Origin of the sequence: Fischerella sp. PCC 9605 (assembly GCF_000517105.1) — a bacterium.
Classification (GTDB): domain Bacteria; phylum Cyanobacteriota; class Cyanobacteriia; order Cyanobacteriales; family Nostocaceae; genus PCC9605.
The window spans coordinates 294,929-308,932 of sequence record NZ_KI912151.1 but is presented as its reverse complement, the minus strand read 5'-3'; the positions used below and the strand labels follow the sequence as shown (position 1 = coordinate 308,932).

The 14,004-nt window shown below is 43.5% G+C and carries 13 protein-coding genes; 5 read left to right on the top strand and 8 right to left on the bottom strand.

Going from position 1 to position 14,004, the window contains the following annotated elements; genetic code table 11:
* Positions 1-19: 19 nt before the first annotated feature.
* From FIS9605_RS38265 to pipX, 7 genes are all read right to left on the bottom strand, one after another.
* Entirely contained in the window at positions 20-481 is a 462-nt protein-coding gene (locus tag FIS9605_RS38265) for a toll/interleukin-1 receptor domain-containing protein (RefSeq protein WP_051470149.1), read from the bottom strand.
* Between the two features lie 13 nt (positions 482-494).
* Positions 495-992 (bottom strand): hypothetical protein, encoded by a 498-nt coding sequence (locus FIS9605_RS0126365; protein WP_026735259.1) that lies wholly within the window; start codon positions 990-992, stop codon positions 495-497.
* Positions 993-1,769: 777 nt separating this feature from the next.
* The gene (locus FIS9605_RS0126350; RefSeq protein WP_026735256.1) at positions 1,770-4,445 is read right to left on the bottom strand and encodes a DEAD/DEAH box helicase; all 2,676 of its coding nucleotides are present in this window, start codon (positions 4,443-4,445) and stop codon (positions 1,770-1,772) included.
* 268 nt (positions 4,446-4,713) lie between these two features.
* Positions 4,714-5,526: a pyrroline-5-carboxylate reductase gene (proC, locus tag FIS9605_RS0126345; protein WP_026735255.1), complete on the bottom strand. Its 813-nt coding sequence runs from the start codon at positions 5,524-5,526 to the stop codon at positions 4,714-4,716.
* Positions 5,527-5,660: 134 nt separating this feature from the next.
* Complete coding sequence (locus FIS9605_RS0126340) at positions 5,661-6,260, bottom strand: cell division protein SepF (protein ID WP_026735254.1); 600 nt, start codon at positions 6,258-6,260, stop codon at positions 5,661-5,663.
* Positions 6,261-6,862: 602 nt separating this feature from the next.
* Positions 6,863-7,534: a YggS family pyridoxal phosphate-dependent enzyme gene (locus tag FIS9605_RS0126335; protein ID WP_026735253.1), complete on the bottom strand. Its 672-nt coding sequence runs from the start codon at positions 7,532-7,534 to the stop codon at positions 6,863-6,865.
* Positions 7,531-7,809, bottom strand: coding sequence for a transcriptional coactivator PipX (gene pipX, locus FIS9605_RS0126330; RefSeq protein WP_026735252.1), 279 nt, complete (start codon positions 7,807-7,809; stop codon positions 7,531-7,533). The genes FIS9605_RS0126335 and pipX overlap by 4 nt, the downstream gene beginning before the upstream one ends.
* A gap of 28 nt (positions 7,810-7,837) precedes the next feature.
* On the opposite strand from pipX, the gene FIS9605_RS46200 reads away from it, so the two are divergent.
* Positions 7,838-7,960, top strand: coding sequence for a hypothetical protein (locus tag FIS9605_RS46200; RefSeq protein ID WP_269321073.1), 123 nt, complete (start codon positions 7,838-7,840; stop codon positions 7,958-7,960).
* A gap of 622 nt (positions 7,961-8,582) precedes the next feature.
* Here FIS9605_RS46200 and FIS9605_RS0126320 read toward each other — a convergent pair.
* Positions 8,583-10,139: an anthranilate synthase component I gene (locus tag FIS9605_RS0126320; protein ID WP_026735251.1), complete on the bottom strand. Its 1,557-nt coding sequence runs from the start codon at positions 10,137-10,139 to the stop codon at positions 8,583-8,585.
* 126 nt (positions 10,140-10,265) lie between these two features.
* Between FIS9605_RS0126320 and rfbC the strand changes: the two genes are divergently transcribed.
* From rfbC to FIS9605_RS0126300, 4 genes are all read left to right on the top strand, one after another.
* Complete coding sequence (gene rfbC / locus FIS9605_RS0126315; RefSeq protein ID WP_026735250.1) at positions 10,266-10,811, top strand: dTDP-4-dehydrorhamnose 3,5-epimerase; 546 nt, start codon at positions 10,266-10,268, stop codon at positions 10,809-10,811.
* A 264-nt stretch (positions 10,812-11,075) separates the two neighbouring features.
* Positions 11,076-11,960, top strand: coding sequence for a dTDP-4-dehydrorhamnose reductase (gene rfbD, locus FIS9605_RS0126310; RefSeq protein WP_026735249.1), 885 nt, complete (start codon positions 11,076-11,078; stop codon positions 11,958-11,960).
* An 89-nt stretch (positions 11,961-12,049) separates the two neighbouring features.
* Positions 12,050-13,126 (top strand): glucose-1-phosphate thymidylyltransferase, encoded by a 1,077-nt coding sequence (locus tag FIS9605_RS0126305; protein WP_026735248.1) that lies wholly within the window; start codon positions 12,050-12,052, stop codon positions 13,124-13,126.
* Complete coding sequence (locus tag FIS9605_RS0126300; RefSeq protein WP_026735247.1) at positions 13,123-13,959, top strand: glycosyltransferase; 837 nt, start codon at positions 13,123-13,125, stop codon at positions 13,957-13,959. The genes FIS9605_RS0126305 and FIS9605_RS0126300 overlap by 4 nt, the downstream gene beginning before the upstream one ends.
* The last annotated feature ends 45 nt before the right edge of the window (positions 13,960-14,004 follow it).

The window sequence follows — 14,004 nt, the reverse complement described above, 5'->3', positions numbered from 1 at the left end:
TCGTTGAAGAACCCCACCCCTAACCCCTCCCCGCTTGCGGGGAGGGGTTAGGGGTGGGGTTCTGCGGCTCTGGCTTTCGACCAGTAATACCCCAAATCAACTGATTCATCGGATCGGGGTCTTGCTGGCGAAAATCTACCCAATGGAAGCTCCTCATGAATCTTGGAACTTTCTCTATGAGTTCATCAGGGCAACCAGGGAGGATGACTAAACCCATGCGAAGCTTACGGTGGGCAAACTCAACAAGAAACTCTCTCATTTCAATATTTGCCCAAGGCCCTACACCAGAAGAACCGATAAATACAGCTACAGCTTTGATTTGAGGAATAATTTCTTCGAGTTGGTCTTGCCAAGGTCGAAATGGCTCAAAGTCATACTTATCTAGCCAAGCTAAGATTTCCCTCTGCTTTAGTTGCTCTCTAATTCTTGCTACCTCTGCCTTTTCTTTGCTGTTATGGCAAAGGAAAACATTGTGTTCCATCGCCTACTCCTGCTCACTCCTCCACACCTGCAATTACCGCCAATGCATTCGCGTACTGTTCCAAACCAGCTCGCAGGACTTCCAACTCACTTCGCAACTTGGGTTCCTCTGACCAACTCTGCTCATGTTCCTTCGGACTCATACCCAGGGGGCGTTTTGCTTCCCATGCTTGCAATAAAGGATGCCATTTCGACAGAAACGGACGCAAACCGCGATTCAGCACGGCAATGGCAATCCCTCCTACCGAATCACGGGAAGCCCCTACACCAGGCCCAGCAGTTTTGAGAATTTCGCGAGTTGTGCCAAATAAACTATAGAGGGAATTCAAAGCTTCCCGCACCAACCCTTGGTCAACTTCCAATGGCTGTACGGCAATGCGGGTAACAAGTTCTACATAAAGCGACCAAGCGGCTTTACGTTCTGTTGGATCGGCTTCCCAGGACATGGAACCAATGCCAAAAGGAAGACTGACAGATACACTTTTCAATACAGCCGGATCTCGCATAGACATAGGGAGTTATTTTAAATAATTCTTTGTGTTAATTATACTTTTTTACAGATGGGGGGATGGGAGGATGAGTATACAAATAGTCAAGAGTCAAAAGCATGCCCTCGAGCGCAGCGAAGGGTCAAGAGTCAAGAGTTAAACGAGAAGTTTCTCGTTTCAAGTGAGAAGTTTCTCGTTTCAAGTGAGAAGTTTCTTGTTTCAAGTGAGAAGTTTCTTGTTTCAAGTGAGAAGTTTCTTGTTTCAAGTGAGAAGTTTCTTGTTTCAAGTGAGAACTTCCGAGTTCAAAACGAGAACTTTTTAGTTTCAACTGAGAATTTCCAAGTTTCAACCGAGAATTTTGGAGTATCAAGAGCAAACACTTGATAAGGTTACGCCAATAGCTTGCTGTTGACAGAAAAATAAGATAAAAGTAAGCGATCGCTTGAAGGTGTGCCAGACTATAACGCTATGGTGCGTCTGGAAAAATACTAAACCATGTCAGAGAGGTGCGTCTGGAAAAATACTAAACCATGTCAGAGAATGGTGATTAAAAACTGCGATCAAAAGACTAGACCTCTTAAATTTCCAGAGAAAATTTGGTACATTTATTTTTCATACACTCAAGAAGTCGTTTATCTTCCCGTTTGTCTTTTTTTGGCAATAGCCAAGGGAAGAATTAAAAGAAAACAGCCCATTCAAAGGCTTGTTTTCAAAGCCTAAAATCCCCCTTAGTTTCCCTTTTCAGGGCATTAAGGGGGATTTTCAAAATCATGAGCGCACAGAGAATCACCCTTAATCGAACTACTCGACTACTTCATTTACCGGGAATCTATCAATCAACTGTATGGCACGGTAAGTATTGCGCCGCAAAGATTCTGACAAATACGGTACGTGGGGAATTTGCGATAACAAATCTAAGGTTCGGCGTAAAATCCTTACAACATCACCTTCATCCAAACTGGTGTTATCGCACAGTTCAATCCAATCCATCCCTAGCGCCCATTGTTCCACTAAGGAAATTAACTCAAATTCCAACCAGATAGGTAAAGCCACATTATATCGACGTTGCAGCTGGAACATCTTGCGGCGAATTCCGCGTAGTTTTGCTAAAGCTTCTGCAACTTCGTTGCTGACATCAAAGCGTACTTTGCTGTCTGGACGCGGAGTTTCTGTTACTAAAGCCGCAGCCGCAGCTGCTAAATGGTGTGGATCGAGGTTGTCAAGTTCTCCACTGGCAAGCACTAAACCCAGCCATAATTCATTTTCACCTCGAATTGCTGCCGCTATTTGTCCTAATTGGGTAGGCACCAAATTATCTAAACATTCAAAGTACTGCAAAATTTCAATTAGGTTAAGAAACTCTTCCCAATGTCGCTGGGATTGTTGCTCTACCTGTGCTTGTAACTCTTGAATTTCTGCTTCTAATTCAAAGGCGCGTACCTTGCCTTTAAAAATACTACCGACATTGCCGGCTTTACGTAGGGGGTGAGCCTCAAATTCCTCTTGCAAAGCAGCAACGTGCCGGAGTTGTTCTGCTACCTCTGGTGCTATATGCAGAGAATCATCTGGTTCGGGTATTTGTGAGGCGATCGCGAAATTTTCCTCGTTACCAGGATATGACTGTCCTGGCTTCAATGGCATTTCTGGTGGTGGTAGCAACTCAGGAGGCACATCAATCCGCGGTAATTCTGCATACAAATTTACTACATCTGCCGTTGTGGCCACATACCAGCGGTTATCTTGCCCCAAACATACTAAGTAGGGGTTCTGCCCGGAAACTTGAGCTTTTCCTACTAACACCGCAGTGATAGGCGACGATACTGTAATATTTTTGCCCTTCAAGCTTAGTAATGTTCCCGACACGGCAAAGTTTAACATCATTGCTAATTCTTCTTGCCGGGCTTCTAATGCTTGCTCTTGCAGCGTCTTTAACAGTTTTTGTTCTACTTTCAGGCGTTGTCGCAATTTTTCATAGCTAGCAAGTTCGCTTTCCTCCACAGCAGCAATTTGCGTCTGAATTTGGGCTAGTTCTGCTTGTAGTTCAGCAATATGCTGCTGTCTTGGCCGTAAGTGCAAATTCGCCAAATACTGCCCAAAGCTACGTTCCACTAATTCTCTAGCTTCTTCTAAGGTGTGAATCTGCAACAAGTTTAACACCATGCCATAACTAGGCGTAAAATGGCTGACCAAGGGGTCTGGTTTTTTGATTGCCAAAGCTGCTGCATGTTCTGCTCCCTCAAAAGGAGTTTGCAGTGTCACCACATGACCCACTTCATCCATACCACGACGACCAGCCCTACCCGCCATTTGTAGGAACTCAGAAGCTGTCAACATGCGGTGTCCGGTGTCGGTGCGCTTGGAAATACTGGAAATGACTGTTGTCCGAGCAGGCATATTAATTCCTGCTGCCAGTGTCTCAGTTGCGAATACTACCTTAATCAGCCCCTGCTGAAATAGTTCTTCTACCAAAACTTTCCAAGCGGGCAAAATCCCCGCATGATGTGCGGCTATACCCCGGTACAGGGGGGCAATATGTCCAGAACGTCCTGCTTCTGGGTTGCGGGTTAAAAATTCGTCAATTTGCAGCCGTAATTGCTGTGCCTCTTGCTCATTGACTAGCCACAGATCGCCCACTTCTGCCACAGCTTTATCGCATCCCCGGCGGCTAAAAATAAAGTAAATTGCCGGTAGCATATCCCGTTGTTGGAGATAGCTGAGGATAAAATTTATGCTAGGGGCTTCTGGTTTGCGATTGCCCTTGCCTTTTTCATACTCTTTCCTTCTCCCCTTTTTGAGTAGGCGGGGATTGATTTGAGTCTTATCCTCATTCAATAGCGGAAATACTCCCTTGATATTGCCAAAATGGAATTCCAAGGGAACAGGACGAAAATCTGAATAAATCAAGTCTGTAGGGCCATGAACTTGATTTAGCCAATCTGTGAGTTGTTCGCTGTTAGCAACTGTGGCCGACAATGCTACTAGTTGAACTTCACGGGGACAATAAATAATTGATTCTTCCCAAACAGTCCCCCGTTGGCGATCGTTCATGTAGTGGCACTCATCTAGCACCACTGCCTCCACATCTGTTAAGGAGATACCGACCTGCCCAATGGGTGTGCCGTAAAGCATGTTCCGGAAAATTTCTGTAGTCATCACTACAATCGGCGCATCCCGGTTGATGCTGGCATCTCCAGTTAACAATCCAACGAAATCAAAACCAAATTGTTCGCGAAAGTCGCGTAGCTTTTGATTGGAAAGCGCCTTTAGGGGGGTAGTATAAAACACTCGCTTTCCTCGCGCCAAAGCACGATAGATGGCATATTCCCCCACTAACGTTTTACCCGAACCCGTGGGCGCACACACAACGACAGACCTTCCAGCATTTAGGGAAGCGATCGCATCTAGCTGGAATTTATCCAGTTCAAAAGGAAATATAGAACTGGGATCAACTTCTGGAGACAGGGCAGAATAATTCACTCAATCACAATTGCAACCAGACTGTTTACTATATTATTTCAATCTCTCATGGCGATTCATCCAGAATCACCTCAACAAATCAAACCTTCATAGGTAGTAGCTAAATTATAAATTGTACCATTACTTAAGAAATTGTTGGTGGTTGGTTGTTGGTTGTTGGTGGTTAGTGGTTAGTGGTTGGTTGTTAGTGGTTAGTGGTTAGTAGTTAGTGGTTGTTAACTATGCCCAATGCCCGATGCCCGATGCCCGATTCCCAATGCTCGATTCCTCACTTCCCCAATTCCTGGGAGCGAATTGTAGCCGCCTTGACTGCTTCAATTAAGGCTGAGCGAAATGCTGAGCGTTCTAATTGGGCAATGCCAGCAATTGTTGTTCCGCCGGGACTGGTAACGCGGTCTTTGAGTTCTGCTGGGTGGATTTTGGTGTCGTGCAATAACTGCGCTGTTCCCAAGACGGTTTGTAAAGCTAGTCGATAAGCGATCGCTCTGGATAAACCTGCGGCAACTCCGCCATCAGCAAGTGCTTCTACCATTAACGCTACGTAAGCAGGGCCACTACCCGATAGTCCAGTGACTGCATCCATCAGCGATTCGGGAACTTCTACTACTTCCCCTACCGCAGAAAACAGCTGCCGTGCTATTTCCAGATGATTAGCATGGGTATAAGCGCCAGGGGTGATGGCGGTGATGCCTGCACCTACTGTTGCGGGTGTATTGGGCATGGCGCGAATGACTGGCAATTGGGGAAAAGCTGCTTCGAGATGAGTTAGAGGTACACCTGCCAACACAGAAACTACCAGCGGCGAGTATCCCTTATCGATGACATCTGCTAACTCTTGGGCGATCGCACTGAATACCTGAGGTTTAACCGCCAAACACACCACTTCTGTTGCTTGTTTGAAAACCAGGCAGTTATCAGCTGTCACAGCCACATTGTACTGATGCGCTAGAAAATCCTGACGTGCAGACTGCGGTTCACTAACCATCACTTCTGATGGTTGATAAATTGAACGAGCAATAAGGCGGGATAATAAAGCTTCTCCCATTACCCCGCCACCAATTAAACTAAATTTGATTGTCATTGGTCAATGGTCATTGGTCATTGGTGAGCCAGCGCGGTCTTGGGGGTCTCCCCCATGAGCGACTGGTGAACCCGTAAGGGTCATTGGTCATTAGATTTTGAACTAATGACTCATGACTCATGACTAATTCTAGTTCATTGCACCATGCGATTAGGTTCATTTCCCCAAGTCGGATTTGGAGTTGTTGCAGGGCGTGGGGTACGCACTGGTGGTTGAGGTACTTCGTGAAGAACTCCGCCTTGAGTGCTAACTTGCACACAGCTGGGTGTAAACAAAAAGATGCTTTCGCCAATGCGCTCTTGATGTCCATCAAGAGCATAAGTGCCACCCGCAACAAAATCAACCGCTCGCTGCGCTTGATCTGGATCCATAATTGTCAAATTTAATACAATTGATTTCCGCTCTCGCAATGCTTGAATAGCTTGCGGCATTTCTTCAAATGTACGCGGTTCTAGGACTAAAACTTCTGAAATACCATTAATTGCACCTGGCATACCAATCACATTACTCATCGTCTTTGAAGAAGCTGTTGCTACATCTGGATTCATTGTAGGCACTGGTTCGCGCCAACGTCGATTTGCAGAGGTAGGTTCTTGTGGTGGTATTGGTTGCTGATTTTGTTCCTGATAAAGATTCTGGTAGCTTTCTGTATCAGGTTCTTCTTCATAGTACTCGTATTCTACTTGCTCATTTAAACCAACAAAATCTCTCAGTTTAGAGAAAATATTGTTCATAGTGTACGCTCCTGGTGCAAATCACCCTTATTGATATGGCAACAATTGATGCAGCCGAGTTACGCCGCTACAGAGGGCGGACAGTTTAGCAATTCTATAGTTGTTTGTAGCATATACTACGGCTTTTGCTGATGAACGGACGCCCCCCAGAACGTCTATGCATAGCTTGCACGCAATAATGAGTCCAGATTATAGCCTAACTATTTTTGTATGCAAAGTTGCCTACACATTATATTTTCTGTGTGTTTGCCTTTGTCAATCCTCAATCCTTTGTATGCTCGCCAACCAGCGTTTTCTAATTTTTTTTACATGCAGGAAAAAAGTAATTTCGTTTGCATACTTTTCTTAACCAAAGTTTATTGGGGATTGGGAATCGGGCCGAAGTGAATTGGGATTCAACGTTATCTTTGCCCTATGCCCCATGCCCCTTGCCCCTTGCCCCTTGCCCATCACCTCATGTCCTCCTTTCCTTGTCACTTACTAACCAAGTTTAAATACTCAAAAAAATGTAGAGATGCTTCAAATAGAGCATCTCTACAACGGTCAACAATTATTCTCTGCGATACTGTGCGTTTGTGCGAGGATCTCAAATGTGCGATCGCTTACGGGGTACGCTCTCCAAACAAAATAGTTCCCAAGCGCACCATCGTTGCACCTGCTTGTACTGCCAGTTGGTAATCACTAGACATTCCCATTGACAAATGCCGCACTTGAATGTGAGGCCAGTTTTGTTCGCGGATTTCTTGTGCTAGTTCGTGCGTACGATTAAATACATCAAGGATTTCCGCATCATTCAACCCTAAGGGCGGAATTGTCATCAAACCTTGAATTTGTAAATTTTTGCATTGATTAAGTGTTGGTAGGTCAGCTAAAAGTTGAGGTACACTCCAGCCCGATTTACTGGGATCGGGGAGAATTTTTACTTGCAAGCACACATAAGGACTTACTCCTAATTGTTGTGCCAATTGGTCTAAGCGCTGTGCAAGCTTCAAATTATCTATTGAGTGAATCCACTGAAAGTTTTCTAAGGCCTTTTTGGCTTTATTGCTTTGCAAATGTCCAATAAAGTGCCAAGTAATATCTGATAAGTCTTGTAACTCTGCTTGCTTGCCAATCGCTTCTTGAATGCGATTTTCACCAAAATCCCGAATTCCTGCTGCATAGGCAGCGCGAATCACATCAGTTGGTACTTGCTTAGTGACAGCTATTAACCGAACCGAAGCTGGTAGGTGTGCGCGCACGGTGGCAATACGTTCGCTAATCGAACTGCTCATTGGAATGTGCGTTGGAAAATACTCTGCAATTGATCGTAATCTTGAGCTTGTCCAGTGCGACGCAGATTACGCAAGCGATTTTCTAGTAACATTCTCGCCTCAGTACGTCCTATCGGCTGAAACTTGAGACCTTTAGCATCAGTTGTTACCAAAAAAAATAGACGTTGAGCATACAGTGTAGTGAATAATTCTTGGTTTTCATCCACCATACAGATCCTATAGAGCAAACCCCAAGTTGGATGATTTATGTAAGTTTCTGAGCTTTCTGGATTCATTTAATACTTGAAGGTAAGAATAGATAGTATGTTTTCGCAGTTGAATGCCAACATTGGTGAGGGTGATACTTCCATTGAACTGGAATATTTACTCCAAATGCGAAATCAGCCAACTTTTGGCACAATAGCGTTGGTAAAGATGTCGATGTAATTGGCAACAGACAGCGAAAATGGCAGCAGCTAAGGCATATTGCCGTCCTAACTAAATTACAACTGCCATTTGGGGCAACAACAGGGGACATTAAGAGTTAGAGACACAGAAATAGAGTTTCCCCATTCTCCCCTCTTGTTGATTTTATTCTCTCCTTGTTTCCCCTCTACCCATGCTGCCATAATTGCCGCCGTTTGTTGTACAAATTCACAAACAGCTTACCAATAGACTTAGGGCAAGGGTCAAGGGGAAAAAGTACGGGAAAAAATAAAAGAGATAGTAGACTTCTTGCGTAAGAACATCCCTCTTTGCCTATTCCCCATTACCCGTTATCCTCGGAGGAAACGCCGAGTTCCCCATTCTCAAGATAGATCCTATTTCAGTTCCCAGTTGCATCATTAGATTTCGCTATTACGTCATAAGTCCATAGTTAATACTTAATACTTAATAATCAAGAGCCAACAGTCAAGGTTTGCTGAGTTGGAATAATTTGGTGGGTATTGGTGATTGGGGATTGGGGATTGATGATTGGGGATTGGTGATTGGGGATTGGTGATTGGTGATTGGGGATTGGGAGAAGATTCTTCTTATTTCCTAATACCTAGTCCCCAGTCCCTAGTCCCTAATCCCCAGTCCCCAGTAGTGCTTTTAGTTGTGCCTGAGCTTTGTGCAGAGATTCATGCCATTCTCGCTCGGGATCGCTGTCTGCCACAATTCCTGCTCCAACTTGTCCCCAGACGGTGTTGAGTGGGGGAGTGGGGGAGTGGAGGAGTGCAGGAGTGCAGGAGTGGGGGAGTTGTTTTAACACTTCCCCCCCTTTCCCTCTCGCTCCTAATCCCCACTCCCTCTCCTTCGGTAGAGAGGGAGCTAATAGCAGGGTGCGAATTAAGATATTTAAGTCTAAGTTACCCCGCCAATCTAAATAGCCGCAGGAACCATAGAACAGGCTACGCCGTACAGGTTCTAGTTCCTCAATGATTTCCATACAACGGACTTTTGGGCAACCTGTGATTGTGCCACCAGGGAACATGGCGCGAATTAAATCAATGGTACTAAGATCGCTTCTTAAGATACCTTTGATATTGCTGACAAGATGCATGACGTGACTATATCGCTCAATCGTCAGCAATTCATCAACTTCCACACTTCCCCATTCACATACACGCCCTAGATCGTTGCGCTCTAAGTCCACGAGCATGATGTGTTCAGCACGTTCTTTGGTGTTGCTAAGTAAATCTGCTGCGAGTTGTTGGTCTTTTTCTGGCGCGCTGGCACGCGATCGCGTGCCAGCGATCGGTCTAGTAGAGACGCGAAATTTCGCGTCTCTACATCTTTGTGACTGTACCAATCTCTCTGGCGAACAGCTAATAACTTCTCCCCAAGGTGTTCGGAAATAGCAAGCAAAAGGAGAAGGATTGATCTGCTGCAAAACACGGTAAATTTCCCAACCAGAAGCAGTTGTTTGTGCTTCAAACCGCAGCGAGAGATTGGCCTGAAAAATGTCTCCAGCCTGAATGTATTTTTTTGCAAGGTTGACTGTTGCTTCGTATTCTTCTTGAGAAGTTTGGAAATGGGGAGTAACCGTTATGGGGTGGATTTTCTTCATCTCCCCATCTCCCCATCTCCCCATCTCCCCATCGCGAAGCATCTCCCCATCTCCCTGTTCGAGTTTCCTCTCTAACTCATCCAACCCACTTGTACTACTGGCAGCTAACCACAAAACTTGTTCCCAGCGATCCAAAACCGCAAAACACTCTGGTTCGTACCAAAAAGCTACTGGAAATGGCAAGGAATCGGATTTTGTGTAAGGTAGCTGTTCAATTTCCCAGGCAATGTCGTAGCCCAACCAACCCAGCCAACCGCCTGTGAAAGGGAGAGAGGAGGAGGGGGTGAAAGGGAGAGGGGGGGCGTTTTCTTTTCTTGCCAGTAACTGTTCAAGAAAGGGAAGAACTTTTCCTAGTGGTGGAGTCCACATTTGGGGGTGTCCATCCACATACCGAGGAGCGCCTGCACAGATAGAATAACGAGCGAGTTGAGAATTATTTATTGATCCTAGATTAGGGCTTTCTAGTAGAGTTGCAATTGTAGATGTGTGGTTGTAACCAAATAATGCAGCGAAAATATCAGAACCAGTACGTTTTTCTAATGGGAGCGATCGCCAATACCAACATTGCGTCATATTCTTGCAATTTAAATTAAAAATAACATAGAAAATAATTTATGATTAATATTGCTTTCATTGTTTAGTTTTTGCTAGCAAATTAGTCATTTTAGAAACTAACAAAGTAGTAAATCCCCAAGCAGCATGAAGATTATTTCTACTGAAATTCCTGAGGTTCTCATCATTGAACCTCAAGTCTTCCAAGATGATCGCGGGTTTTTCTTTGAAAGCTACAATTATCAAAAATTTACTGATATAACTGGTAATTTAATTAACTTTGTTCAAGACAACCATTCTTGCTCCAAACAAAACGTCTTGCGTGGTTTACACTACCAAATTCAACAACCACAAGGCAAGCTAGTCCGAGTCGTGATTGGTAGTATATTTGATGTTGCCGTAGATATTAGAAAAAGTTCCTTAACTTTTGGTAAGTGGATGGGTTGTGAACTCAGCGCCGAAAACAAACGCCAAATTTGGATACCGCCAGGCTTTGCTCATGGCTTTGTTGTCCTTTCAGAATTTGCTGAAGTCCTCTATAAGACTACAGACTATTATGCTCCTCAATATGAACGGTGCATCCTCTGGAATGACCCCGATTTATCGATAGATTGGCATTTGTCTGGACAACCAATCTTATCTGCCAAAGACCAAGCAGGTAAATTTTTTAATGAAGCAGAGCTTTATACTTAACCGTAAAAATAGTCATTCTTTGAGCTTGAGCTTAAGAGAGATATAAAATGGGAACACACACGGCAGATTGTATCAGAAAAATCCAGCATCTTTTCTAAGAAACGTCTTAGAAATCTGAAGAAAAAAGCGCCTTTGTTGTAACAAAGGCGATCGCTAAATGCTAATGCCCAGAAGGTAAATTAAATACCAAAAAACGCCAAACTAATGATATGGTTTTCATAAAGCCTCTTGGAGGTGCAAAAATCCACAAGCACAAGTAGGCTAATGAGTAAATCAATTCTGCTAATCGGCAGTAACGGTCAAGTAGGCAAAGAATTACAACAAAACCTCATCACCTATGGAAAAGTCATCACTCTTGCACGCCCCACCATAGACCTTGCCCAACCCGATACTCTCCGCAGCGCGATTAGAGAAAACAAACCCCAAGTCATCATCAACGCTGCTGCTTATACCGCTGTTGACAAAGCTGAAAGTGAACCGGAATTGGCAAAAGCCATTAATGCGACAGCGCCTAAAATCCTCGCTGAAGAAGCTAAAAAACAGCAAGCTTTCCTAATTCACATATCTACTGATTACGTTTTTGATGGCAATAGCTGTCATCCCTATCAGGAAACCGACGCGACTAATCCCTTAAGTGTTTACGGTCAAACTAAACTGGCAGGAGAAGAGGCTATTCGCCAGACATACGCTCATCACCTTATTCTTCGCACAGCTTGGGTATATGGGACTTTTGGCAAAAGTAACTTTGTCAAAACTATGCTGCGGCTAGGAGGAGAAAGAGAAGAAATTCGTGTAGTCACCGATCAAATTGGTAGTCCAACTTGGGCAAGAGACATAGCAGCAACCATCGCCCAATTAATACCCCTATTGAGTTCAGAAATTGCTGGAACCTATCACTACACTAATAGCGGTGTAGCTAGCTGGTACGACTTTGCCATTGCCATTTTTGAAGAAGCCCAACAGCTAGGCTACCCTGTGAAAGTGGAACGAATTATTCCTATCACTACCTCTGAATATCCTACACCCGCTCGCCGCCCTAGTTACTCTGTTCTTGCTTGTGCCAAAATAGCGGCGGTTCTGGGAAATCATGCGCCCCATTGGCGAGAAAGACTCAGAAGAATGTTGAAGGAGTTAGTTGTTAGTGGTTAGTAGTTAGTAGTTAGTTGGTTATTGACCACTAACTACTATCTACTATCCACCACCCACCATCCACCAACCACCAACCACCAACCAAGTTTATGAAAGCACTGATCCTTTCTGGCGGTAAAGGCACTCGTCTGCGCCCTCTCACCTACACGGGGGCAAAACAACTGGTACCTGTTGCCAATAAACCTATTTTGTGGTATGGCATTGAAGAGATGGTTGCCGCTGGGGTTACTGATATTGGTATTATTATTAGTCCGGAAACAGGGTCAGAAGTAAAAGCTAAAACAGGAAATGGCGATCGCTTTGGGGCAAAAATTACATATATCTTGCAAGAACAACCAGCAGGACTTGCCCACGCTGTGAAAGTTGCCCTTCCCTTCCTAGGCGATTCGCCTTTTGTAATGTACTTGGGCGATAACCTCATTCAACAAGGTGACTTAAGTTATTTTCTCAAAAAATTTACTACTCAACAGCAAGATGCCCTAATTCTCTTGCGTCAAGTTAGCAATCCTAGTGCTTTTGGTGTGGCTAAGGTAGATGAGACTGGGCGAGTATTGCAGTTAATCGAAAAACCCAAACAACCACCTTCTAATTTGGCATTGGTAGGAGTTTATTTCTTTTCTCATATTATTCATGATGCGATCGCCTGTATCCAACCTTCTCTTCGGGGTGAGTTGGAAATCACCGATGCTATTCAATGCCTTATAGATCAACAAAAGCAAGTTTTAGCCTGCCAACTAGAAGGGTGGTGGCTAGATACTGGTAAAAAAGATGACTTATTAGAAGCGAACCGTCTCATTCTTGATACTTACTTAAACACAGAAATTTTAGGAGAAATTGATGCTCAAAGTCAGGTAATTGGGCGAGTCCAGATTGGGGCTGGATCTAAAGTAGTTAACTGTACTGTTCGCGGGCCAATTGTAATTGGTAGCAATTGTTATTTAGAAAACTGCTTCATAGGCCCTTACACTAGCATTGCCAATAATACCAGGCTCATCGACACTGACATAGAACATAGTGTGGTTTTAGAAGGTGCTAAAATAGCTGGAATTCATCAACGTATTATTGATAGCGTGATTGGACAAAGAGCGCAATTGACAGTTGCCCCCCGCCGTCCTAAAGCTTTGCGATTTATGATTGGTGATGACTGTCAAATTGAACTGACGTGATTTACTTTTTAACAGTTAACTATTATTCAACTTATCTTGTTGCTAAATTAATTTCTTCTCTACCAAATAGCAAAAATCCAGATTACAAAATAGTTATCATCAATAACTCTCCTGATGATGATTCTATTTATCAACTCAAAAATGAATCTGTACTTATTCTTAACGCTACTAGTAATTTAGGTTTTGGTAGCGCCTGTAATCTAGGACTAAAATTTATTTATGCAGAAGATCCACAAGCAATTGTCTGGATAATTAATCCAGATGCTTATTTATTAGAAAATACTTTAGATAAAGTTCAATCATTTTTTGATTCGCATCCTGAAATTTCGATTCTCGGTACAATTGTTCATACTCCTGTGGGTGAAGTTTGGTTTGCAGGTGGTCGCTTTATTGACAATACAGGGGCGATTTTGACTCAAGATTTGTTAACAAATACAAATACAGATTATGTTTTATGTGATTGGATTACAGGCTGTAGTCTGATAATTAATCTCAGCAATTTTCATGAATGTCCTTTGTTCGATTCTGCTTATTTTCTTTACTATGAAGATTTTGATTTTTGTCAAAGATATGCTCAGCAAGGACATTTAATAGCTGTTACCAAGCAGTTTGGTGTTTTACATCAGCCTTCTTCAATTACTAATAAGTATGTTTTCATAAAAATTAAACACAGTACCTATAGTTATTTATTAACTTTAGAGAGGTACACAAGTAAATTGGTTTTTAGCTTGAGATTAACTCGGCTGATTTGCCACGCCTTTGTCTTGATGTTTATTAAACCTCAGTTTGGATTGGGAAAATTTTACGGCGTGTTTATGTATTGGCGAAGATAAGCTAATGACACTTTTTTAAAGTATATTGCTCCCGCAAAAGTTGGT